The organism is Achromobacter sp. ES-001 (genome assembly GCF_019448355.1).
GTDB lineage: Bacteria > Pseudomonadota > Gammaproteobacteria > Burkholderiales > Burkholderiaceae_B > Achromobacter > Achromobacter spanius_B.
In genome coordinates this window covers 3,847,006-3,869,111 of the sequence record NZ_CP079940.1, presented here as the reverse complement: position 1 = coordinate 3,869,111, position 22,106 = coordinate 3,847,006, and the positions used below count along the sequence as shown (strand labels likewise).

Here is a 22,106-nt window from a genome sequence, read left to right as displayed (position 1 = left end):
GGCGCTTGTTGCACTGATTTTGTTGTACCCAAAACAGCAGACCCGGCCACCGGGCTCATTCCCCAAGAAAAACCATACGGAAGAGACAACCATGCAACAACCCAAACCTTCGGCGCGCAGACGCCTTGCCGTGCTCGCGGCGGCCACGCTTGGTGCCCTGACGCTATTGCCCGGGGCGGCCATGGCGCAGGCGGCCTGGCCCGCCAAACCGGTCAAGCTGATCGTGCCTTTCCCGGCCGGCGGCAGCACCGATTCGGTCGGCCGACTGCTGGCCGCCGAGCTGTCCAAAGAGCTGGGCCAAAGCGTCATCGTCGAGAACAAGGGCGGCGCCAACGGCAACATCGGATCGGACGTCGTGGCCAAGGCAGAGCCTGACGGCTATACCTTGCTGCTATCGGGCGTGGGCTCCAACGCCATCAGCTACGCGGTCTACCAGAACATGCCGTATCGCAACAGCGACTTCGCGCATATCTCCTTGCTGGCCACCGGCCCCAATGTGCTGGTCGCGAACATGGAGTTTCCGGGCAAGACGTTCGCCGATTTCATCAAGTTGGCGCGCGAAAATCCGGGAAAGTACACGCATGCGAGTTCGGGTAGCGGCTCGTCCGGCCATCTGGCCATGGAGATGCTCAAGCAAGACGCCAAGATTGATTTGGTGCACGTGCCCTACAAAGGCGGCGCGGCCGCGATTACCGACATGATCGGCGGGCGTGTGTCAGTGATGTTCTTGAATCAGGACACGCTGCTGCCGCAAGTCAGGTCGGGCAAGCTGCGCGCGTTGGCCGTGGCCAGCGCCAAGCGCAACCCTGCTTATCCCGACACGCCCACGGTGGCGGAATCGGGCTATCCCGGTTTTTCGGCTGAATCGTGGTTCGGCTTGTCGGCGCCCGCCAAGACACCGCCTGCCGTGATCCAGCGCTTGAACCAGGCGACGGTAAAGGCCCTGGCGTCGCCCGAGATCCGTCAAAAGCTCGAAAGCGTGGGCTTTGTGGTGGTGGGCGACGACCCGAAGTCGTTCTCGGCGTTTGTCGATAACGAAATCGCCAAGTGGGGCAAGGCGGCCAAGGCATCGGGCGCGCGCATGGATTAATACGGGCGCGCCGGGTCATGGCCCGGCGCGTTGTTTCTGGTTTTTATTTTGCGACATTGGAAGTGGCAATGAACTCACCTTTACCCAACCGTTTCCGCCAACGCATCCTGGCGCGCGAGCGGCTCATCGGCTTTTGGATGTGTATGTCCAGCCACATCACGGCAGAGCTCGTCGGCCTGGCGGATTTTGACTGGCTGCTGCTGGATGGCGAACATTCGCCCAACGAAGTGCCGATGTTCCTGCAGCAGCTACAGGCGTTGCAGGGCAGCGCCAGCGCGGCCGTCGGCCGTCCGTCGTGGAACGACCCGGTGCAGATCAAGCGCTTGCTGGATATCGGCTTCTACAACCTGCTGATCCCGTTCATTGAATCGGAAGCGGACGCGCGTCTGGCCGTGGCCGCCACCCGTTATCCGCCCGAGGGCATACGCGGGGTGGCCGGCGCGCAGCGCAGCAACCGTTACGGCACGGTGCCCGATTACCTGCAAACCATCAACGACAACATCTGCGTGCTGCTGCAAATTGAAAGCCGTCCGGGCATCGATGCGGTGGACGAGATTGCGGCGGTGGAAGGCGTGGACGGCGTGTTCATCGGCCCGTCGGACCTGGCGGCCGCGTTGGGCCACATCGGCAACCCGAGCCACCCCGAAGTGCAAGAGGTCATTCGGCATCTGCACGAACGCGTGTCGGCCCAGGGCAAGGCCGTCGGAATCCTGGCGCCGGTGCAGGCGGACGCGCGCCGCTATCTGGACATGGGCATGCACTTTGTAGCGGTGGGCACGGACCTGGGCGTGTTCAAGCAGGCCACGTTTGCCTTGCGGGAAACCTTTCCCAGCTGATTGCGCCGGCCGGCGTTGATATGCAAAAACGCCCCGCGACGATGCGGGGCGTTTTGCATTGCGCGCGCTGTTTGCAGTGCTTTGTTGGTGGTGCTTTGCTTTCAGTGCTTTGCTTTCAGTGCTCTGGTGTGGCGCTTTGAGCGTTGTGCCCGGTGTTGCCCGGCGGTCAGTCTTCCAGCGCCAGCAGTTCGCCCACCGTCTGGCGGCGACGGATCAGCCGCGCCTGGCCGTTGTCCAGCAACACTTCCGGCGCCAGCGGCCGGCTGTTGTAGTTCGATGACATCGACGAACCGTACGCGCCCGCGTTGTGCAGCACCATGAAGTCGCCAATGCGCGGCTGCGGCAGCAGCTGGTCCGACATCACGCCGCCTTCTTCCTGCGTGAACACGTCACCCGATTCGCACAACGGCCCGGCGACGGCAATGCGCGTTTGGGCCGCGCCCTGTGGGTCGGAACCGTCCGGCGCATGCACGGAAATGCGGTGGTAGCTGCCGTACATGGCCGGGCGCATCAAGTCATTGAAGCCCGCATCCACCAGCGCGAAGTCGCGCTCGGGGCGGTGGTTGACGGCGTGCACTTCGGTCACCAGCACGCCGGCCTCGGCGACCAGGAAGCGTCCGGGTTCGATCTCCAGGCGGATTGGGTGTTGCAGAAACTGTTCGATGCGCTTGCGGGCCGCGTCCCATTGTTCGAAATAATGGTCGCAGTCGATGCGCGGCTCGCCATCGCGGTAGGGAATCGACAGGCCGCCCCCGGCCGAGATCGCTTCGATGTCGTGGTCCAGCGAGCGCACCACGTCGACCATGGCGTCGCAGACGCTGGACAGGTGGCCGTAGTCCACGCCCGAACCGATGTGCATGTGAATGCCGACCAGCTTCAGGCCGTGGCGGCGCACGATGGACACGGCCGGGGCCACGTCGTCGATCCAGATGCCGTGCTTGCTTTGCGGGCCGCCGGTGTTGGTCTTGTTGCTGTGGCCATGGCCGAAGCCGGGGTTGATGCGCAGCCAAACGCGGTGGCCGCGCGAGGCCTGGCCCACGCGGTCCAACATGTCCAGCGAGCCGGCGTTCACGGTGATGCCGTGCCGAAGTACGGTGGCCAGCGTGGCGTGGTCGATCAGGTCGGCCGTGAAGACCATGCCTTCCGGTTCACCCTTGGGGTCGAATCCGGCGGCCAGGCTGCGCTCGATCTCGCCTAGCGACACGGCGTCGACCACCGCGCCTTCCTGGCGCATCAGGCGCAGGATGTGCAGGTTCGAGCACGCTTTCTGCGCGTAGCGGATGGTGTCGAAGCGGCGCAGCTGCGCGATGCGTTCGCGGATGACGCTGGCGTCGTACACCCACAGCGGCGTGCCATGTTGCGTGGCGAGTTCGGTAAGTTGGCGCGGATCAAAAGCCATGAAGCATGAACCTTGAAAAAGGAAAGGAAACCAGGCGGCATGATGCCGGGTTCGTGTCATCCAGTAAAATGCTTATATGTTGAAGGGTCATTCATTCCTGATATGGAGCGCACCGTGTTGACGCATCGCCATATCGAAGTATTCCGCGCGGTGATGATCGCGGGCAGCGTCACGCGCGCGGCGCAGCTCTTAAGCACGTCGCAACCGACCGTCAGCCGTGAATTGGCGCGGATGGAGCAGGGCATCGGCTTTGCCTTGTTTGAACGCGTGCATGGGCGTTTACGGCCCACCATGCCGGCGCTGGCGCTGTACGACGAGATCCGGCAATCGTATGCGGGGCTGGAGCGCGTTGTGTCGGCGGCGGCCCGCTTGCGCGAATTCCGGGGCGGGCAGCTGTCCGTGATCGCTTTGCCGGCGTTCTCGCATTCCATCTTGCCGGATGCGTTTCGGCGTTTTCACGATCTTCATCCTGGCGTCAGCCTGTCCGTGGAGACGCAAGAATCGCCCTTCCTTGAAGAGTGGCTGACGGCCCAACGCTACGATCTTGGGTTGACCGAGCGGGATGCCGCGCCGGCCGGCACGCGCTTGCAGCTGTTGCTGCAAGTGGACGAGGTCTGCGTGTTGCCCGATGGGCATCCGCTCTTGGCGCGCCAGGAAATCGATCTTGCTGATTTCGAAGGGCATGCCTTTGTCAGCCTGTCCGCCCACGATCCCTACCGGGTACAGATTGACGAAGCCTTTGCTGAAGTCGGCGTGTTGCGGCGCTCGGTGGTCGAAACGCCCACCGCCGTGTCGGTCTGCACTTTTGTCAGGCAAGGGCTGGGGCTGGCCATCGTGAACCCGCTGACGGCGCTGGACTTCGTCGGCAGGGGCCTGCATATCCGCCCGCTGCGGCGTTCGCTGCCCTTTCGCGTGAATGCAGTCTTTCCTGAACACCGGCCCGCCAATCCCTTGGTGCAAGCGTTCGTGGCATCCTTGACCGACGCCGCCAAAGCGATCAAGGCCCGGCTGGCCGGCGGATGATGGCTCTGCTTGTTCTATCGTTCAGGCAGCGAAACGACTCAGGCAGCCCGACTCAGGCAGCCGATCCGTTCAGGCAACAAAAAAGGATGCCCGAGGGCATCCTTCTTTATTTGCCGTATTCATGACGCCCCAGAAAGCGGGGCGGCAGAATCTTAGGCCAGCGCCTTGATAGCGGCAGCCAGGCGGCTCTTGTGGCGAGCAGCCTTGTTCTTGTGGATGATGTTCTTGTCAGCCACGCGATCGATCACGCTCGAGGCCTTCTGGAACACGTCGCCAGCCGCAGCTTTGTCGCCAGCGGCGATAGATTGGCGAACGCGCTTGATGGCGGTGCGCAGCATCGAGCGCAGGCTGGAATTGTGCTTGTTGCGCTCAACGGATTGGCGAGCGCGCTTGCGGGCTTGGGCGGTATTGGCCATGTTGCTATATAAGTTGAATTCGGCAAAGTCGAACATTGTAGCAAGTCCCGATGGGATTGCAAGCTTTTAATGTCAGATCTGTCGATGGAGCGCCCGTCAACCGGGCGGGGGGCGCTGGGGGGAAATGTTCCCGGGCTAAAGAGCCCTGGCTAGAGAACCCTTTCGGATGATCCCCTGCTAAAGCCTGAAACACAGCCTTGAGGAAAACCCGCGGCGCCTACTGGATAAAAACACGGTGCTGAGTATACAACGAAGCGGGCGCCAGGCACAGGCGCGCGGCATAGCGTTGTCAGGTCGCGACGTTGATAGAGACAAACCACGGGGTAAAGCGGCGGACATGGATGGGCATCATCTCTTGCAGGGTGTCCAGCGCGGCGTTGGTGTCGTCCAGGGGGAAATGCCCCGAGACGGGCAGGCCGCCGGCCGCCATCGATACGCGCAGCGTACCCGTGCGATAAGGGCGCAGCGCCGCAATCACTTCCGCCAGCGGGCGGCCCCGGGCATCGACCCAGCCGGATTCCCATGCGGCTTCCGCCATCAGCTCGGCGCGCGGGATATCCATGCGTGACACGTCGAACCGCGCGCCCGTTCCGGCACGGACGGTGCCGTGCGCGCCGGCCATCGTTTCGACTTCGACCTCGTGTTCATGCACCACGACCACGGTGCGCTGCGCTTGCTGGCGCACCATGTACCGGGTGCCCAATGCGCGCACGGTGCCTTCGGCGGTCTGTACCAGGAAGGGGCGGCGCGCGTCGGGCGCCACCGAGACTGTTACGGCGCCGTCCAGCAGGCGAACCTGTCGGTAGGCGGGCGTGAAATCCAGGTTGACGCGGCTGCGGGCGTCCAGCAGCAATTGGCTGCCGTCGGACAGCAGGTAGCGGCGGCGTTCGCCGGTGGCCGTGGCCGCATCGGCGGCAACGTTGCTCAGCGGATAGAAGGCGTTGCCGACATAGGCGGCGCCGGCTGCCGTACTGGCGAGCGCCAGCGAGCCGGCCAGAAATCGGCGGCGTGGCGGCACGATGGCCGGGGGCGGAGGGATCAGCGGCTGCGACGTGGGGGCGGCTCCGGCGGCGTACCCGGCTGCGGGATAAGCGTCGCCCAGCCGTCCAAACGTCGAACCTGCCAATGAGCCCGTCAGCTGTTGCCAGGCGTTCTCATGGACAGGGTCAGCCGCACGCCACGCCAGGAAGTCGTTGTAGTCCTGCGCTGTCGCTTTACCTGAGCGCAGCAGTAGCAACCAATTGATCACCTGGTCCGCCATGGGTTGTCCTTGGGCGTACTTCACTTCATGTTCCCGCCCGTGAATCGGCGGGGGTTCCTCTTGATGGCAATTTGTAAATAATAAAGGTTTTTTACCAAAGATTACCGGGCTGTTGGCATTTCTTGACGAATCTAGTGCAAAAAGCCGGCGGGAAGCCGGCTTTTTGGTGGGATTGTCTGCGCAACGGCCGAAATCAGACTTTTGGCCGACGTCCAAAGTCCTTAAGTCGAAAGCCAAAGAGTAACAACGTTCCGAAGTACACCACCCCGCTTGCCACCAAAACGCCACCCAGCAAGCCGGCGCGCTGTACCGCATGGGCCTGCATGCCCAGCCAGTCGATTTTGCCGTCGGCGTACCACAGCAATGCCGCCAACGCCGCCAGGGCGGGCAGCAGGCGCAGCACGAACACGGTCCAGCCGGGCCCCGGCTGGTACACGCCCCGGCGGCGCAAGCCGATCAGAAGCGCCAAGGCGTTCAGGCAGGCGCCCAGGCCAATGGCCAGCGCCAGGCCGGCATGCGCCATGAACGGTACCAGCACCAGGTTCATCAACTGTGTCAAAACCAGCACGCCGATGGCGATTTTGACGGGCGTGCGGATGTCTTGCTTGGCATAGAACCCCGGGGCAAGAATCTTGACGGCCAACAGGCCGATCAAGCCGGCGGAGTACGACATGACGGCCAGGCGCGTTTGCAGCACGTCTTGCGCGGCGAAGGCGCCATAGTGGAACAGGGTGGCTACCAGGCCGTCCGACAGCAGCGCCATGCCCACCGCGGCGGGCAGGCCCAGCAGCAGCACTAGACGCAAGCCCCAATCCAGCAGGCCGCTGTAGCCGCCGTGGTCATCGCGGGCGTGGGCGGCGGACAGGCTGGGCAGCAGCACGGTGCCTAGCGCGACGCCCAGCAAAGCGGTGGGGAACTCCATCAGCCGGTCGGCGAAGGACAGCCACGTGACGCTGCCTGGCGTGAGCCAGGTGGCGATGTTGGTGTTGATCAGCAGGGATATCTGCGCCACCGACACACCCAGCGTGGCGGGCGCCATTTGCTTGAGGATGCGCTGCACGGTGGGGTCGGCCCAGGCTTGGCGAAAGCGCAGCGAAAAGCGCGGAGTCAGCCCCAGGCGGGCCAGGGCCACCCATTGCACGGCCAGTTGCGCCACGCCGCCGATCATCACGCCGACGGCCAGTGCGTAGACGGGCACATCCATGCGCGGCGCCAGCCAGATGCACGCGGCGATCATCGACAGGTTGAGCAGCACGGGCGTGAAGGCCGGTACGGCGAATCGGCGCCAGGTGTTCAGCACGCCGGAGGCGAACGCAATCAGAGACATGCAGAAGATGTAGGGAAACATCATCCGCGTCATCCAGACGGCAGCGCCGAACTCGGTATCGCGGGCAGCGCCACGCAGGCCACTGGCCATGGCCGACACCACCCAGGGCGCGGCGACGATGCCGATCAACGTGATCAGCATCAGCGTGGCGGTCAGCAGCAGCGCCACGCGGTCCAGCAAGATGCGGACTTCTTCTTCAGACCGCTTGTTGCGCGCGGCGCCGAGTATGGGCACGAACGCCTGGGCAAACGCGCCCTCGGCGAACAGGCGGCGCAGCAGGTTGGGAATGCGGAAGGCGACCCAGAAGGCGTCGGTGATAGGGCCGGCGCCAAAGGCGCGCGCGACCAGGATGTCGCGGATCAGGCCGGAAATGCGGGACAGCAGGGTGAAGCTGCTGACGGTGGCCGCTGAACGAAACAGGCTCATGGATGGGACTACGAAAAAAAGTGCGGGCCGGCCCGAAGCGACTACACGGAAAGTGATGGCTGCATTGCAAAGAAAGGCGGCCCACTTCGTGGGCCGGCCTTTGTCCTACATCACTTCGGCGGCATGCGGATGGCGCCGTCCAGGCGGATGGTTTCGCCGTTCAGCATGTCGTTCGTGATGATGCTGTAGACCAGCTTGGCGTAGTCCTCCGGACGGCCCAGGCGGGCGGGGAAGGGGATGCTGGCGGCCAGCGAATCCTGCACTTCCTGCGGCATGCCGAAGATCATCGGCGTGCCAAAAATGCCCGGGGCGATGGTCATGCAGCGGATGCCGGTCTTGGCCAAATCGCGCGCGATCGGCAGGGTCATGCCCGCCACGCCCGCCTTCGATGCCGCGTAGGCAGCCTGGCCGATCTGGCCGTCGAAGGCGGCAACGGACGCCGTGTTGATCATGACGCCACGTTCGCCCGTGGGTTCCGGGGTATTGGCGCTCATGGCTTCGGCGGCCAGGCGCATCATGTTGAAGCTGCCGATCAGGTTGATCGACACGACCTTCTGGAACAGTTCCAGCGGGTGCGCGCCGTTCTTGCCCACGATCTTTGCCGCAGGCGCGACGCCCGCGCAGTTCACCAGCCCAAACAACGCACCCAGTTCCAGCGCGGCCGCCACGGCGCTTTTGCCGTCGGCTTCCTGCGTGACGTCGCAATGCACGTAGCGCTGGCCCAATTCCTTGGCCAGGGCCTGGCCCGGCTCGTCCTGCACGTCGGCGATGACGACCTTGGCGCCGTTTTCCACCAGCATGCGCACGGTGCCCGCGCCCAGTCCCGATGCGCCACCCGTAACGATGAATACCTTGTTCGCGATTTCCATGTCTCTACCACCAGTTCAATTCAAAGGGGATGAAAGCGGCGCGGCAGGCGCCGAATGCGACAAGGCCTTCGGGCCGATGCTGGAGCGCAGTGCGTCCAGCCGGCGCCGAAGGCCTTTGGGCCAACCAAGCGCCTATCAGCTGTTGACAGCCTCGAACAGGCGCGACTTGATTTCGTCGACGGCGCCCACGCCCGAGATCTTGCGGTACTTCGGGGCTTCGGCGGCGTTCTGCTGTGCCCAGGTCGAGTAGTAATCAACCAGCGGACGGGTCTGTTCGCGGTACACGGACAGGCGATGGCGCACCGTTTCCTCGCGATCGTCGTCGCGCTGGATCAGTTCTTCGCCGGTGAGGTCGTCGCGGCCTTCAACCTTGGGCGGGTTGAAGCGCACGTGGTAGCTGCGGCCGCTGGGCTGGTGCACGCGGCGCCCGCTCATGCGTTCGATGATGTCCTCTTCGGGCACTTCGATTTCCACCACGTAGTCCAGCTTGACGCCGGCGCTTTTCAGCGCGTCGGCCTGCGGGATGGTGCGGGGGAAACCGTCGAACAGGTAGCCGCCGGCGCAGTCGGGCTGCTTCAGGCGGTCCTGGACCAGGCCGATGATGATCTCGTCGGAAACCAGACCGCCGGCATCCATGACCTTTTTGGCTTCAATACCCAAGGGCGTGCCCGCCTTCACCGCGGCTCGCAGCATGTCGCCGGTGGAGATCTGGGGAATGCCGAAGTGTTGGGTGAGAAACGCGGCCTGGGTGCCTTTGCCGGCGCCGGGAGGTCCGAGCAAGATGAGACGCATGAGTGCTCCTGATGGGGTTTATTTTTTGTGATCCGGGGGATTATGCCGCAACGCAGCAGCCAATGCGGGGCTGCGCCATGGGAAATAACCCTTACATCTGTTTGCTGTAGACCAAGCGCACGCGTTCCAGATCCGCCGGGGTATCTACGCCCGCTGCGGGAGGGTTGAGCGTACGGTGTACGACGATTTGATGGCCATGTTCCATGGCGCGCAGCTGTTCCAGCGCCTCGAAGCGTTCCAGCATGCCTTGCGGCAGCGTCGGGAAGCGGCGCAGGAACGACACGCGGTAGGCGTACAGGCCGATGTGATGCCAGGCGGGCAGCCCGTCGGCCAGCACACGTTCGCCGCTGGCGAGCGCATCGCGCGCCCAGGGAATCGGCGCGCGCGAGAAATACAGGGCGCGATCGTCGGCGGTACACACGACTTTCACGACATTCGGGTTGAACAGCGCCTCGGCGTCGGCCAGCGGGCAGGCGGCGGTGGCGATATCGGCGTGGGGGCAGGCTTGCAGCTTGGCCGCCACGGCGTCGATCAGTTCGGGTTCGATCAGCGGTTCATCGCCTTGCACGTTCACGACGATGGCGTCGTCCGGCAAGCCCAGTTGCTGGACGGCTTCGGCCAGCCGGTCGGTGCCCGTGGGATGGTCGCCGCGCGTCATCAGGGCGGTCAGGCCATGGGCCTGCACGGCCGCCTGCACGCGCGCGTCGTCCGTGGCGATGTACAGCCGGGATGCGCCGGACAGCGCGGCGCGGTCGGCGGTGCGCACGACCATCGGCTTGCCGGCGATATCGGCAAGGGGCTTGTCGGGCAGGCGGGTCGAGGCGGCGCGCGCCGGGATCAGGGCGATGAAACTCACGGTGCGGCGGTCAGGTGGGGACGGTTTCGTCCAGCACTCGGGCTTCCGACTCAAGCATGACGGGGATGCCGTCGCGAATCGGGAAAGCCAGGCGGTCGGCGCGGCAAACGAGTTCGGCGTGCTGCCGGTCGTTTTCAAGGCGCCCCTTGCACAGGGGGCAGACGAGGATGTCGAGAAGTCGGGATTCCATGACCGGGATTCTAAAACAGTTTGCGGCGGGCAAGGCCCGGCGGGCCCGGGCGAGAGTCAGATTTTCAAGTCGGCGGCCGCGCTTGGGTGACTGCCGATGTCGACTTTGGAGCGAGACGTTGGTGTAGCGTTTGTGCCAGCCAGTCAAACAACCGGGCGTCGGAAAAAGCCGCCGTGACGGGGACTTCCCACAGGCGCGCGTCGTGCAGCGCGGCACATTTGATGGCGTCCTTGGACGTCACCAGGATCGCGTCGGCCATCAGGCCCTGGAAGGGCGAATCGGCGTAGTCGTGATGGTCGGGCAAGGGCAGCGTCGCGTCCGGTTCGATTCCGGCCGCGCGCAGTGTCGAGAAGAAGCGTTCCGGGTTGCCGATGCCCGCGGCGGCCGCCACGCGCGGCTGGCCCGCAAAGGCAGAAAGCGGGCGCGTTGCGCCGTCTTCGATGTGGCGGGCGTCGCCCGGTTCCAGCCACATCCGCACCGGACGCGGGCGGCGGGCGGGAACAGCGTCGGCGTTGGCGTTAGCCTGGACCCCGGGGCCGACCGGCGTGCCGATGTTGGTGACGACCACATCCACGTCCTGCAAGCGGTGCGCGGGTTCGCGTAGTGGGCCGGCGGGCAGCAGCCGGCCGTTGCCCACGCCGCGCGCGTCCTGCACCACGATTTCGACGTCACGCGCCAGCGCCAGATGTTGCAGGCCGTCGTCCGAGACAATCACGTCCACATCGGGATGCGCCTGGAGCAGCGCACGGGCGGCCAACGCGCGTTTCGGGTGCACGGATACCGGGGCGCCCGTGGCGCGCGCGATCAACGCGGGCTCGTCGCCAAAGCGATCAGCCGCCAATGCACCGACGCCGACCCGGGCTTCGCGGCCCATCTTCACGCCATAGCCGCGGCTGACCACGCCCGGGGTGAACCCGCGCGCCCGCAAGCCTTGCACCGTGGCGATCACCATGGGCGTCTTGCCGGTGCCTCCGACGTAGATGTTGCCCACCACCACGACCGGCACCGGCGCGCGGTAGCTGGGCTTGGCGCCGCTGAGGTAGGCGGCGCGCTTTCTGGCCACCGCCCACTCGGTCAGCGCAGCCAGGGGCGACAGCAGGGTCGACAGCCAGCCGCCATGCTGCCACTGGCGGGCCAGCAGCGAAGGAGACGAACGCGGGGTGCTCACCGTGAGGTCTGGGCGGCGAAGTTGACGCGCCCGATGCCGGCCAGGCGGGCGGCTTCCATGATGTTGATCACGGATTGGTGGGTGGCTTGGGCGTCGGCGTTGATGATGACCAGCGGCTCGGTCTTGCCGGCGGCCGCCTGACGCAGTACGTCGGCGATTTCAGGAGGCGTGGAGACGTCGATCAGCGTGCCGTTTAGCGCATAGCGCCCATCCTGGCTGACGGCCACTTCCAGCGCCGGCGGCGTGTCCTGCTCGGACGAGGCCTGCGGCAGGGTCACCTTCAACTGCGTGAAGCGGGTGAACGACGTGGTGGCGGCCAGGAAAATCAGGATGACCAGCAAGACGTCGATCAGCGGGATCAGGTTGATGTCCAGCTCGTCGCGATCGCCCCGGGAACCGCGGAAATTCATGAACGCCCCTCGCGTGCGGGGTAGGCCGCGGGGTGGGCTGCGGGATGGGTGGAAGGGGCCGGCGGCACGGGCGACACGGCGCGGACCAGGCGCGAGGCGGATTGCTCCATGGCGCTGAGATAACCGTCGACCCGACCGCGCAGGTAGCGGTGGGCAATCATGGCGGGAATGGCGATCAGGATGCCGAAGCCGGTGTTGTACAGCGCGATGGAGATGCCGCGCGCCAGTTGGGCGGGGTCACCGCCACCGGGCGTGTACGACCCGAAGATCTCGATCATGCCGACCACGGTGCCGAACAGCCCCATCAAGGGCGCGACGACGGCGATGGTGCCGATGGCGGGGATGTAGCGGCTGAGGTCATGCGCCACGGCCCGGCCGGTGTCTTCGACCACGTTGCGCAGTTCTTCGCGGGGCAGATGGCGGTGACGCATCACTTCGGCCAGCACCCGGCCCAGCGGCGAGTTTCGTTCCAGCCGGTTGATGGCTTCGGGCGTGTCCTGGCGGTTGCGCAGCATGTCCACGACCTGTTCGTTCAGGCCGCGGGGCAGGATGAGGCTGCGGCGCAGGGAGAGGAAGCGCTCGAAAATCAGCGCCAGTCCCAGCACGGATGTCGCCAGCAGGGGCCAGATGGGCCAGCCGGCCTCGCGCAAAATGGAAAGCAAAGCGTTCAACTCCCGGGGGCCATATGGCGGCAACAGTGCGTGCGCCGTGGCATCAGATCAAGCCGAAACTGTAACGGCGCGGCGGGTTTGTGGCAAGGCGGGAAGGCCCGCGATTTATCCACAGAAATTGTGGATAATTCTGTGCAAAACTTCGCCGGAACGCTTGTGGGCACAGGGCTTGCGCTTGTTTGCTTCAAATTAGCGCAATCGAGTTTTTATAATTTATATATAAAAATCAATAACTTGCACGGAGTTTGCTGGCTTTCGGGCCTGCCGCTGCAAAAATCTGTGGACGCGGTATCATTGCGCCCCGCTACGTATGCCCTGTGGACAGGTACGCATCGGAAAGCCTCATGACAATTGAATTTGCAGTCACAAACAACGCATTCACGCGGGATATCCTGACAGTTGCCCAGCTAAACCAAGCAGTGGGGCAGTTGTTGGAGCGCAGCATCCCGGCTTTATGGGTGCGCGGAGAGATTTCGAACTTCACGCAGGCGGCATCCGGGCATTGGTACTTCACGCTCAAGGACAGCCGGGCCTCGGTGCGGGCTGTCATGTTCCGAAGCCGCGCCAGCGCAGTCGGTTTTGTCCCAAAGGCGGGCGACCAGGTCGAAATCCGTGCGCGGGTGTCCCTGTACGAGCCGCGCGGCGACTACCAGTTGCAGGCCGACGCCATGCGCCGGGCCGGTCTGGGCAATCTGTATGAAGCGTTTCTACGGCTGAAAGAGCAATTGGCCTCGGAAGGCCTGTTCGACCCGGCCCGCAAGCGCGAGCCCGCCCGCTTGCCGCGCGCAATCGGGGTCATTACGTCGCTGCATGCGGCGGCGCTGCGCGATGTGCTGTCGGCGCTTGCCCGGCGCGCGCCGCAGGTGCCCGTCATCATCTATCCGGCCCCGGTTCAGGGCGCCGATGCCGCCAGCCGCCTGGCCGCCCAAGTGCGCTTGGCCAACGCCCGCGCCGAGGTCGACACCTTGCTGCTGGTGCGCGGCGGGGGCAGCATCGAAGATCTTTGGAGCTTCAACGACGAAGACCTGGCGCGCCAGGTCGCGGTCAGCGAAATTCCGGTGATCAGCGGCGTGGGGCATGAAACCGACTTCACCATCGTGGACTTTGTGGCCGATGTGCGCGCGCCCACGCCCACGGCCGCCGCCGAATTGGCCTGCGTGCCCCGTTCCGAATTGATGGGCCGCGTCATGCAGTCGGCCCAAGCCATGGTTCGGGGCCAGCAACGGCGGCTGGAACGCGCCGCGCAGCGCCTGGATCGTGCGTCCGGGCAGTTGGTGTCGCCGTCGCAACGGCTTGAGCACCAGCAAGAACGCCTGAACAGCCTGCGCTTCCGGCTTGCGTCCGCGTGGTCGGGCCCACAAGCCCGGCGCACCGCGCGCGTCAATCTGCTGACGCAACGCCTGGCGCATCGCGTCCCCGATACCGGGCGCGCCGCCGACCGCCTGGCAGGCGCCGTGCGTCAGCTGGGCCAGGCGCATGCACGCCTGCTCGTGCAGGGTCGCAACCGGTTGGCGGCGGCCACGGCGCAGTTGCGCGCGCTGGACCCGGGCAATACCTTGTCGCGCGGCTACGCCATCGCGCGGGACGCCGATGGCCGCATCGTGCGGGATGCCGCAAGTCTGGCGGCCGGGCAGGCGCTGGACCTGAGCTTTGCACAGGGCGGGGCGCAGGTGCAGGTGCAGCAAACCCGCAATAGCCGCGACGCCGGTTAAGCAGAAACGATCCGCCGGCCGGCAGCGCCCACGCATTCGGCGGGGGCGCCGGCGGGGTGGTGCACGACAGGTTGACGCACTCTGAGGCGATGCAATGCGGCACAACGAAAGCATGGGTTGGATGGCCGGTGTGTTGGCCGGAACGGTCATGGCGCTGGGGCATGTAGCGCTAGTGGAAGCGGCAGAGGCTACACCAGTGCCGGTATCAGCGCAGGCAACATCGTCGGAATCAGCACAAGGACCGGCACGGGTATCAGCGCAGGAATCAGCGCAGGTACCGGCTCAGACCCCGGCCCAGACCTCGGCCCAGACCTCGGCCCAGACCTCGGCCCAGACCCCGATCCAGACCCCGGCCCAGACCTCGGCCCAGACACCGCCTCAGGCCGCAAGCCAGCCCCCCGCCGCCAACTGCGATTGCCAGTCGCCGTACCGCGACTACCAAGAGGCCGACACCCCCGACACCCGGGCACTGTTTGCCGCCGTACGCAACAACGATCCCGACGCCTTTGCCTCTGCATTGGCGCAGGTCCGGCAGCCCGGCGACTACGCGCTGGACGGCGTGCCGCTGCTGCACGCGCTGCTCAAGCCGCCGCGCGAATTGCGCGCCCAGAACGTGTACTGGAGCATTTCAACCGAGGATGCCGATCGCATACGCCAAGCTCACCAGGCCACGCTGCCTGCTCGCACGCGCATGCTGGCCGCGCTGCTGGCCACCCGGCCACCGCTGAACGACGTCACCTACGAATCGCGTCGTCCGCCGCTGCATCTGGCGCTGCTGTATGGCACGCCTGAACTCATGGACATGCTGCTGGCGGCCGGTGCCGACGCCAATCAGCGCGGCGATGAACACCGCACCCCACTTGAATTCCTGTTGAATCGCGATTTTGAATTCGCGGTGCGCATGACGTACCTTCCGCGTCTGGTCGACCGCCCATCAATGACACACATGGTGCTGGCCTTGTTCAAGGCCGGCGCCGCCAAGCCCTATGCCGACGCGGGCGCCGACGTGGCGGATTACCTGGCGTGGTCGCCCATGGTTGAACTGACCGAGGGCGCGGCACCGTTGCAGGCGCTGGCCGCCACCGGCACCAAGCCGGCGTATGAAGACGGGCTGACCGCCTTGGCGCTGGCCGCCTACCTGGGCAATGCCGGCGCGGTGCCCGTGTTGAAGGAACTTGGGCCGCGCCAAATCCCCAACACCGGCTACGGCCAGAGCGGCCAATACGACGTCTGGCTGGACGCCGCGCAGGCGGCGGTGCAGGGCGGCCATCCAGATATTGCGGCGCAGCTGCTGCAAAAGAACATGCCGTTCGCGCAACGCGGCCCACAAACGGGTTCCAGCGCGGCGCTGTTCACCAAAGTGGAGTCCGACGCCCAGCCCATCATGAACCTGGCGGCGCGCCGTGGCGACGTGCAAACGCTGCAACGTTTGCTGGCGCTGGGGGCGCCAGTCGATGGCGACCCGCAAGATCAAAACGGCAACACGCCGCTTGCCGATGCGGTACAGGCCCGCAAACCGGAAGCCATCAAGCTGCTATTGGCCGCGGGCGCCGCCCCCCGCGCCAAGCGTGAAGGCTATGACGTGAAATCGCCCGTCGATGTCGCGGTGCAATCGGGCGATGCCGCAACGCTGCGCCTGTTTGCCGATGCGGGCTTCGACCTGAAGGCGCTGGGCACGGGGGCGATCCGGCGCGCGCTGGAAAACCGCGATACGTCATTGGCGTTGATGCTGATCGAAGCTGGCGTGCCCACGGAAGTGAAGGCGGGGGACGCGGACAGCGGCGACGGCGCGCCGCTGTTGCTGCTGGCCGCAGCGTCGGGGCAAGTGCCCGTCGTTGACGCCTTGCTGGCCAAGGGCGCGGACCCGGTCGGCCTGGCGCCCGATGGCGAAAGCGCGCTGTACTGGCTGATCGGCAGGCAAGACGCCGCGATGCTGGAACGGCTGCTGCGGGCAGGCGCCAAGTTGGACGATCCACGCCTGCCGCGCGCCCCGGCTTCGTACGCGCTGTTGAACGCGGCCGTGGCCTCGGGCGACATCGCGCTGGTGCGCCGCATCAGCAAAGCCACCGGCCAACCCGTGGCGCAAGCCTGCATGCCCGAACGCGGCGAAGCCAGCCTGATCGAAGCGCCGGGCTATATCGCGGCATTGCAGGCGGCGGGTTTTACCGGCAAGCCCTCGACCTGCGCGCCCGACGCCGCGCCGCTGTCGCGACGCGTCGTGGTTCAGTTGCTTCATAGCCGGCAGTGGTACGTGGCCCGGCAGGGCGAACTTGTGCAGCTGCTGCGGTTCGTGAACGCCACCGGGGGGTCGCTGGACGCCGCACTGGACGATGGCGCGACGCCCTTGAACACCGCAATCGAACTGGGCCGCGAAGACCTGGTCCGCGCCATGCTCACGGCCGGCGCGCGTCCCGACCAGGCCGACGCCATGGGCCGCGGGCCGGCGTGGGTGGCGTTGCAATCCGGCCAGCCCGCCATGCTGTCATTGCTGGCGCGCCACGGTGCGCGTTTTGACAAGGTCGCCGCACCGCCTGGCCAGTCCTTCGCCCACACGCTGGCATGCCAGTCCGCACCCGCGTTCCAGCGTGTCGTCCAAGCGGCCGGTGCATCCCCGCCGGCCACTTGCCCGTCCCCCGCGCCGTCCAGGCGAGGGGCCGCCAAGGTGGCCAGCAAATCCGCCGACTCCGCGGGCTTGGCGGGCCTGTATGTGCTGAACGGTGTGCGCGAAGTCGGTAGCCAATTGCTGTTGTCGCCGGACGGCAGCTTTGACTACATGCTGAGCTACGGCGCCGTCGACATCGCGGCGCGCGGCGCCTGGCGCAGCGACGGCAAGCAGGTGTTTCTGGACACGCCGCCGATCCAGCCGTATTCGCCTGTCCACGACGTGCGTGCTGATACCCGGCCCGCACGCCCCGCCCAGCCCGGCTTTTTGTCCGTGCGCGTTTTCTACCGCGATCGCCCGGTGAAAGTTGACGTGGCGATGTCGTCGGCGGATGCCGATCACGGGGGCGGTCCGCGCCCGTCCGAAGGTGAAGACGGCATCAGCGCACCCATCGAGCCGGGCGCCTTGAAAACACTGGCCGTGTTTGTGCCGCTGCCCTCGGGCGCGCGTTGGCATCAGGTGGACATCAGCAAACTGGACGCCGGCACGCGCGCGATACGCGTGGACCTGGACGTACCGGAAGAAGCCGCTGGCGCACAGCTGCACAAGACATTCACCGTGCACAAAGACGGCACGCTGGTGGAGTCGGAAGGCGGCAGGGAACTGCGATACGAGAAAGAGTAGCGTTTACAAAAAGCCAGCGCGACACGCCGTGCGTCGGCGTGGGCGCGCATATGCTCATGCGCGCCGTTAACCCCGCGCGGACGCGGGGTTAACGCGGTATCCTCATTAGTTGCCGATACAATTGACCGGCTTGATCGTGCACTCAACAGAAGGAACCAACACATGGCACATACTCTTCCCCCCCTGCCTTACGAACTCGACGCCCTGGCCCCGCACATTTCCAAGGAAACGCTGGAGTTCCACTACGGCAAGCATCACCAGACTTACGTCACGAACCTGAACAACCTGATCCCGGGTACGGAATTCGAAACGCTGTCGCTGGAAGACATCGTGAAGAAGTCCTCGGGTGGCATTTTCAACAACGCCGCTCAAGTCTGGAACCACACGTTCTACTGGAATAGCCTGGCCCCCAAGGCCGGCGGCGCACCCACCGGCAAGCTGGCTGATGCCATCAACGCCAAGTGGGGCAGCTTCGACGCTTTCAAGGAAGCGTTCAACAAGTCGGCAGCCGGCAACTTCGGTTCGGGCTGGACCTGGTTGGTCAAGAAGGCCGACGGTTCGGTTGACATCGTCAACACCAGCAACGCCGCCACGCCGCTGACCACCGCCGACAAGCCGCTGTTGACCTGTGATGTCTGGGAACACGCGTACTACATCGACTACCGCAACGCGCGTCCCAAGTACCTGGAAAATTTCTGGGCACTTGCCAACTGGGATTTCGCCGCCAAGAACTTTGCCTGATCGGTAAAGACAAGCCGGGCCACACACGAGGCCCGCAAGAAAAAACCCCTGGTGCTTTGCACAGGGGTTTTTTTATTCCCTTTCAGGAAGAATTCAGCTGACATAACCCTGTCGATTGTCGATTTCATTCCAGGGAAATGACAAAGAAACGACCTTTTCTTTAGGGTTATCCCTAGGAATCCCGACCGCTATTGTTGCCAGTGGTCAGGGCTGAACCACGGGGCCAACGGATCGCGGCATGCCCGCTTACCACCGGGGTAACTACAGGGAAGGGAAGCATGTTTCGCTTATTTTCAGGCTTGCGCATTGGGGCGCGCCTGTCGGGCGCGTTTTTGCTCGTGGCGGTAATCGGCGGTGCCATCGGGGCCTTTGGTGTTTGGGGGCTGTCGCGCATCAACGAATTGAATGACCGGCTGTACGACACCGAGCTGCGTGGCATCTCGGACTTGAAAGAATCCAATCTGAATCTGATCTACGCGGGCCGCGCCCGCAGCGGCTACCTGGCCGCCAGCACCGATCAGGATCGCCAGGCGTTGAAAAAGCAGTTTGACGACGCCGTCAAGAACATGGACGTGCTGCGCGACAAGGCCGCGAAGAATTTCCACGAAGAAGAGGGCAAGCGCCTGCTGGCGCAGTTTGTCGAAACCGAACAGGTGTGGAAGCGGGAGTCGGAAGCGTTCTTCACGGCGGCGAAGTCGCAGTCGCTGACGCAAACCGATCCGCGCGTGGCCGAGATCGAAAAGCGGGTTATCGCCTCGTCGCAAAAGCTTGACGACCTGATGACCAACCTGGCCGTGGGCAAGGAAAAAGCCACCGCGCAATCGGTGGACGAAGCCACCGACCTGTACGGCACCGTGCGCGCCGTGATGATCATCCTGGCCGTGGCCGGCGTGGTGATCGGCATGCTGTTGGGCTGGCTGGTCACGCGCGGCATCGTGCGTCCGCTGGAACAGGCCGTGAAAGCCGCGCGCCAGGTCGCCGCGGGCGATCTGACCACCGACATCCAGGTGGCCACGCGTGACGAAACGGGCGACTTGATGACGGCACTGAAGGCCATGAACGAAAGCCTGGCGCGCATCGTCGCGGACGTGCGCGATGGCTGTGAAAGCATCGCCTCGGCGTCCTCGCAGATCGCGCAAGGCAACTCCGACCTGTCGCAACGTACTGAAGAGCAAGCCTCGTCGCTGGAGCAGACTGCCGCGTCGATGGAAGAGCTGACCAGCACCGTGCAGCAAAACGCCAACAACGCCAGCGAGGCCGATCGTCTGGTGACGCAGGCGTCCACCGTGGCAGTGCGCGGGGGCGAAGTGGTGGAAGGCGTGGTGCAGACCATGAGCGCCATTTCGGACAGCTCGCGCCGCATCGCCGATATCACGGGTGTGATCGACGGTATTGCCTTCCAGACCAACATCCTGGCGCTGAACGCCGCCGTGGAAGCGGCGCGCGCGGGCGAGCAGGGCCGGGGCTTTGCCGTGGTCGCGGGTGAAGTGCGCACCTTGGCGCAACGCTCGGCGGTGGCCGCCAAGGAAATCAAGGCGCTGATCGACGAATCCGCCGCGCGTGTGCAGGGCGGTACGCGCCAGGTGGACGAGGCAGGCCGCACCATGCGCGAAGTGGTCGACAGCGTGCGTCAGGTAGCAACGCTGGTGCGTGAAATTGCCAGCGCATCCGAAGAGCAATCGTCCGGCATCGGCCAGGTCAACCAGGCCGTGGCGCAGATGGATACCGTGACGCAGCAGAACGCCGCGCTGGTTGAAGAAGCCGCCGCCGCGGCCGCCAGCATGCAAGAGCAGGCCGGCCGCCTGGCGCAGGAGGTTCGCCGCTTCAAGGTGGACGCCGCCGCGGGTTCCGGGCGTGGTGCCGAGGCGCGCTTGATTACGCCCACGCCCGCGTCCCTGGCCGCGCGCAAGCCGGCAGCGACCGTGGCACGCGCCAGCCAGGCGCGGCCGGCGCTGGCGCACGCGTCGGACGACGACTGGTCCTCGTTCTAAGCAGCCGCCGGGCGCTGCCGCGCAAACTTGCGCGGTAGCGCCCGGGCGGTAAGTCTATGGACGGCGGAATCGTGGTCGGCGAAGTTGTGGGCTGCGAAGTTGTGGCCGGCGAGGTTGTAGGCTGCGAAGTTGTGGGCTGCGAGTCAGGTGGGAATGTTAAGGTTAGCGACTTTCCGCCGCATGCCAGCAGCCCATGAGCCTGACTGAACCTTTCCGCCGGACCTCCGCCGCCACCCGCCGCCTGATGCGGCGCAAAGTGCGTCAGATCAACCGCCTGTCGCGCAAGAGCCTGCAAATGGCACTGCTGTTGGGCGGGGCCGGCCTGGTCGCGTTGATGTCGCTGGGTTTTGCGTATCTGGCCGACAAGGCGCTGGACTGGAACCGCGAATGGGTGGGCCACAACGGCTGGCTTGCCTTGCTGGTGCTGCCGTTCAGCCTGGCCGGCTTGCGCTGGCTGACGCTGCGCTTCGCGCCCAACGCGGCCGGTAGCGGCATTCCCCAAGTCATCGGCGCGCTGTCATTGCCGCCGGGGGCCAGCCAGACCAGCCTGGTGTCGCTGGCGCAAACCCTCTGGAAAATTCCCCTGGCGTTCTTCGGCATGCTGGCCGGCGCATCGATCGGCCGCGAAGGCCCGTCGGTGCAGGTGGGCGCCGCGCTCATGCTGGCGTGGGGGGATTTCTGGAAGCGTCGCGGCGTCAAGCTGCGGGGCTTTCACGCCAATGAACTGATCGCGGCCGGCGCGGCCGGCGGCCTTGCCGCCGCCTTCAACGCGCCGCTTGCCGGCGTGATCTTCGCCATTGAAGAGCTGGGCCGAGGCACGGTGCTGCGCTGGCAGCGCCTGGTGCTGATCGGCGTGCTGGCAGCGGGGTTTCTGGTGGTCGCGGTGCAAGGCAACAACCCGTATTTCGGCGTGTTCGGCGGTGCGCCGCTGGCCCACGGCATGGTGATGTGGATTGTCATCTGCGGCGCGATCAACGGCGCGTTGGGCGGTATTTTTGCGCGGCTGCTGGGCAAGGGCGCGGCAGGCGCGGCGCCCGCGGCCTGGCGCGCCTGGATCCGCGCGCATCCCATCTGGACGGCTTTCATCATGGGCCTGGTGCTGGCCGTGATTGGCCTGTGCACGGCCGGCAGCGTGTACGGCACGGGCTATGGGGTGGCGGCCGATCTGCTGTCGGGCAACGACACCGCGCCGGTCGGCTTCGGGCTGGCCAAGCTGGCCGCTACCGTCGCGTCGTATTGGGCGGGCATTCCGGGCGGGATCTTCACCCCCGCACTGACCACGGGCGCCGGCATCGGCCAACACATCTGGGAACTGGCGGGCGAGGGCGTGGACCAGCGTGTGCTGGTGCTGGTGTCGATGGCCGCCTTTCTGGCCGCCGCCACGCAGGCGCCGTTGACGGCCAGCGTGGTGGTCATGGAAATGACGGGCAGCCAGCCGATGTTGTTCTGGTTGCTGGTGGGGTCGCTGCTGGCCTCGGGCGTGTCGCGGCAGTTCTGCCCGCAGCCGTTCTATCACCTGGCTGCGGGGCGCTTTCGGCGGCAAGCCATCGTAGAGGCAGGTCGCGCCGCGCAGTCCGGGGCGGGCGCCGCAACGGCGCCTTCCAAGCCCGCGTCGCCCTGAAAGCCTGCGGCCGGCTTGGCG

Annotated in this window: 19 protein-coding genes; 8 read left to right on the top strand and 11 right to left on the bottom strand. The window is 65.5% G+C overall.

The window, feature by feature from the left end; all coding sequences use genetic code 11:
• Positions 1 to 91: 91 nt before the first annotated feature.
• Together KYT87_RS17335 and garL are read left to right on the top strand one after the other, a co-directional pair.
• Positions 92 to 1,090 (top strand): tripartite tricarboxylate transporter substrate binding protein, encoded by a 999-nt coding sequence (locus tag KYT87_RS17335; protein WP_162941234.1) that lies wholly within the window; start codon positions 92 to 94, stop codon positions 1,088 to 1,090.
• 68 nt (positions 1,091 to 1,158) lie between these two features.
• The gene (gene garL / locus KYT87_RS17330; protein ID WP_104144412.1) at positions 1,159 to 1,926 is read left to right on the top strand and encodes a 2-dehydro-3-deoxyglucarate aldolase; all 768 of its coding nucleotides are present in this window, start codon (positions 1,159 to 1,161) and stop codon (positions 1,924 to 1,926) included.
• A 166-nt stretch (positions 1,927 to 2,092) separates the two neighbouring features.
• Here the strand turns inward: garL and lysA are convergent, their stop codons facing one another.
• Positions 2,093 to 3,325: a diaminopimelate decarboxylase gene (gene lysA / locus KYT87_RS17325; RefSeq protein WP_219990445.1), complete on the bottom strand. Its 1,233-nt coding sequence runs from the start codon at positions 3,323 to 3,325 to the stop codon at positions 2,093 to 2,095.
• Positions 3,326 to 3,439: 114 nt separating this feature from the next.
• Here lysA and KYT87_RS17320 point away from each other — a divergent pair, with 114 nt between their 5' ends.
• Positions 3,440 to 4,348 carry a LysR family transcriptional regulator gene (locus tag KYT87_RS17320; protein ID WP_046804783.1) on the top strand — a complete coding sequence of 303 codons (909 nt, stop codon included), beginning with the start codon at positions 3,440 to 3,442 and terminating at the stop codon, positions 4,346 to 4,348.
• 152 nt (positions 4,349 to 4,500) lie between these two features.
• Here KYT87_RS17320 and rpsT read toward each other — a convergent pair whose 3' ends face one another.
• The 10 genes from rpsT to KYT87_RS17270 all read right to left on the bottom strand — a co-directional run bounded on the left by rpsT (position 4,501) and on the right by KYT87_RS17270 (position 12,725).
• A complete protein-coding gene (rpsT, locus tag KYT87_RS17315) occupies positions 4,501 to 4,764 on the bottom strand; it encodes a 30S ribosomal protein S20 (RefSeq protein ID WP_025135824.1) in 264 nt (87 codons plus the stop codon).
• Positions 4,765 to 5,053: 289 nt separating this feature from the next.
• Positions 5,054 to 6,025 carry a FecR domain-containing protein gene (locus KYT87_RS17310; RefSeq protein WP_046804712.1) on the bottom strand — a complete coding sequence of 324 codons (972 nt, stop codon included), beginning with the start codon at positions 6,023 to 6,025 and terminating at the stop codon, positions 5,054 to 5,056.
• A 193-nt stretch (positions 6,026 to 6,218) separates the two neighbouring features.
• Positions 6,219 to 7,778, bottom strand: a complete 1,560-nt coding sequence (gene murJ, locus KYT87_RS17305; RefSeq protein ID WP_219990444.1) for a murein biosynthesis integral membrane protein MurJ — start codon at positions 7,776 to 7,778, stop codon at positions 6,219 to 6,221.
• Positions 7,779 to 7,888: 110 nt separating this feature from the next.
• Positions 7,889 to 8,647, bottom strand: a complete 759-nt coding sequence (locus KYT87_RS17300) for a 3-hydroxyacyl-CoA dehydrogenase (protein ID WP_046804710.1) — start codon at positions 8,645 to 8,647, stop codon at positions 7,889 to 7,891.
• Positions 8,648 to 8,782: 135 nt separating this feature from the next.
• Positions 8,783 to 9,439: an adenylate kinase gene (gene adk / locus KYT87_RS17295; protein ID WP_046804709.1), complete on the bottom strand. Its 657-nt coding sequence runs from the start codon at positions 9,437 to 9,439 to the stop codon at positions 8,783 to 8,785.
• A gap of 91 nt (positions 9,440 to 9,530) precedes the next feature.
• The gene (gene kdsB / locus KYT87_RS17290) at positions 9,531 to 10,295 is read right to left on the bottom strand and encodes a 3-deoxy-manno-octulosonate cytidylyltransferase (RefSeq protein WP_104144415.1); all 765 of its coding nucleotides are present in this window, start codon (positions 10,293 to 10,295) and stop codon (positions 9,531 to 9,533) included.
• Between the two features lie 10 nt (positions 10,296 to 10,305).
• Positions 10,306 to 10,485 carry a Trm112 family protein gene (locus tag KYT87_RS17285; RefSeq protein WP_104144416.1) on the bottom strand — a complete coding sequence of 60 codons (180 nt, stop codon included), beginning with the start codon at positions 10,483 to 10,485 and terminating at the stop codon, positions 10,306 to 10,308.
• A gap of 64 nt (positions 10,486 to 10,549) precedes the next feature.
• The gene (gene lpxK, locus KYT87_RS17280; protein ID WP_219990443.1) at positions 10,550 to 11,653 is read right to left on the bottom strand and encodes a tetraacyldisaccharide 4'-kinase; all 1,104 of its coding nucleotides are present in this window, start codon (positions 11,651 to 11,653) and stop codon (positions 10,550 to 10,552) included.
• Complete coding sequence (locus KYT87_RS17275) at positions 11,650 to 12,063, bottom strand: biopolymer transporter ExbD (RefSeq protein ID WP_046804705.1); 414 nt, start codon at positions 12,061 to 12,063, stop codon at positions 11,650 to 11,652. Before KYT87_RS17275 ends, lpxK begins: the two co-directional genes overlap by 4 nt.
• On the bottom strand, positions 12,060 to 12,725 hold the full coding sequence (locus KYT87_RS17270) for a MotA/TolQ/ExbB proton channel family protein (protein ID WP_046804704.1): 666 nt from the start codon (positions 12,723 to 12,725) through the stop codon (positions 12,060 to 12,062). The genes KYT87_RS17275 and KYT87_RS17270 overlap by 4 nt, the downstream gene beginning before the upstream one ends.
• Positions 12,726 to 13,078: 353 nt before the next feature.
• Between KYT87_RS17270 and xseA the strand changes: the two genes are divergently transcribed.
• The 5 genes from xseA to KYT87_RS17245 all read left to right on the top strand — a co-directional run bounded on the left by xseA (position 13,079) and on the right by KYT87_RS17245 (position 22,085).
• Positions 13,079 to 14,446, top strand: a complete 1,368-nt coding sequence (xseA, locus tag KYT87_RS17265) for an exodeoxyribonuclease VII large subunit (RefSeq protein ID WP_219990442.1) — start codon at positions 13,079 to 13,081, stop codon at positions 14,444 to 14,446.
• A 94-nt stretch (positions 14,447 to 14,540) separates the two neighbouring features.
• The gene (locus tag KYT87_RS17260) at positions 14,541 to 17,732 is read left to right on the top strand and encodes an ankyrin repeat domain-containing protein (protein WP_255593227.1); all 3,192 of its coding nucleotides are present in this window, start codon (positions 14,541 to 14,543) and stop codon (positions 17,730 to 17,732) included.
• Between the two features lie 162 nt (positions 17,733 to 17,894).
• Entirely contained in the window at positions 17,895 to 18,473 is a 579-nt protein-coding gene (sodB, locus tag KYT87_RS17255; RefSeq protein WP_046804702.1) for a superoxide dismutase [Fe], read from the top strand.
• A 278-nt stretch (positions 18,474 to 18,751) separates the two neighbouring features.
• The gene (locus KYT87_RS17250; protein ID WP_219990441.1) at positions 18,752 to 20,464 is read left to right on the top strand and encodes a methyl-accepting chemotaxis protein; all 1,713 of its coding nucleotides are present in this window, start codon (positions 18,752 to 18,754) and stop codon (positions 20,462 to 20,464) included.
• A gap of 193 nt (positions 20,465 to 20,657) precedes the next feature.
• Positions 20,658 to 22,085 (top strand): chloride channel protein, encoded by a 1,428-nt coding sequence (locus KYT87_RS17245; RefSeq protein WP_046804700.1) that lies wholly within the window; start codon positions 20,658 to 20,660, stop codon positions 22,083 to 22,085.
• The last annotated feature ends 21 nt before the right edge of the window (positions 22,086 to 22,106 follow it).

Bases quoted from the DNA above. Each gene is read 5' to 3' on its own strand.
- KYT87_RS17335 (WP_162941234.1), top strand. From the start codon at position 92: ATGCAACAACCCAAACCTTCGGCGCGCAGACGCCTTGCCGTGCTCGCG.
- garL (WP_104144412.1), top strand. From the start codon at position 1,159: ATGAACTCACCTTTACCCAACCGTTTCCGCCAACGCATCCTGGCGCGC.
- lysA (WP_219990445.1), bottom strand. From the start codon at position 3,325: ATGGCTTTTGATCCGCGCCAACTTACCGAACTCGCCACGCAACATGGC.
- rpsT (WP_025135824.1), bottom strand. From the start codon at position 4,764: ATGGCCAATACCGCCCAAGCCCGCAAGCGCGCTCGCCAATCCGTTGAG.
- KYT87_RS17310 (WP_046804712.1), bottom strand. From the start codon at position 6,025: ATGGCGGACCAGGTGATCAATTGGTTGCTACTGCTGCGCTCAGGTAAA.
- murJ (WP_219990444.1), bottom strand. From the start codon at position 7,778: ATGAGCCTGTTTCGTTCAGCGGCCACCGTCAGCAGCTTCACCCTGCTG.
- KYT87_RS17300 (WP_046804710.1), bottom strand. From the start codon at position 8,647: ATGGAAATCGCGAACAAGGTATTCATCGTTACGGGTGGCGCATCGGGA.
- adk (WP_046804709.1), bottom strand. From the start codon at position 9,439: ATGCGTCTCATCTTGCTCGGACCTCCCGGCGCCGGCAAAGGCACCCAG.
- KYT87_RS17285 (WP_104144416.1), bottom strand. From the start codon at position 10,485: ATGGAATCCCGACTTCTCGACATCCTCGTCTGCCCCCTGTGCAAGGGG.
- KYT87_RS17275 (WP_046804705.1), bottom strand. From the start codon at position 12,063: ATGAATTTCCGCGGTTCCCGGGGCGATCGCGACGAGCTGGACATCAAC.
- xseA (WP_219990442.1), top strand. From the start codon at position 13,079: ATGACAATTGAATTTGCAGTCACAAACAACGCATTCACGCGGGATATC.
- KYT87_RS17260 (WP_255593227.1), top strand. From the start codon at position 14,541: ATGCGGCACAACGAAAGCATGGGTTGGATGGCCGGTGTGTTGGCCGGA.
- sodB (WP_046804702.1), top strand. From the start codon at position 17,895: ATGGCACATACTCTTCCCCCCCTGCCTTACGAACTCGACGCCCTGGCC.
- KYT87_RS17250 (WP_219990441.1), top strand. From the start codon at position 18,752: ATGTTTCGCTTATTTTCAGGCTTGCGCATTGGGGCGCGCCTGTCGGGC.
- KYT87_RS17245 (WP_046804700.1), top strand. From the start codon at position 20,658: ATGAGCCTGACTGAACCTTTCCGCCGGACCTCCGCCGCCACCCGCCGC.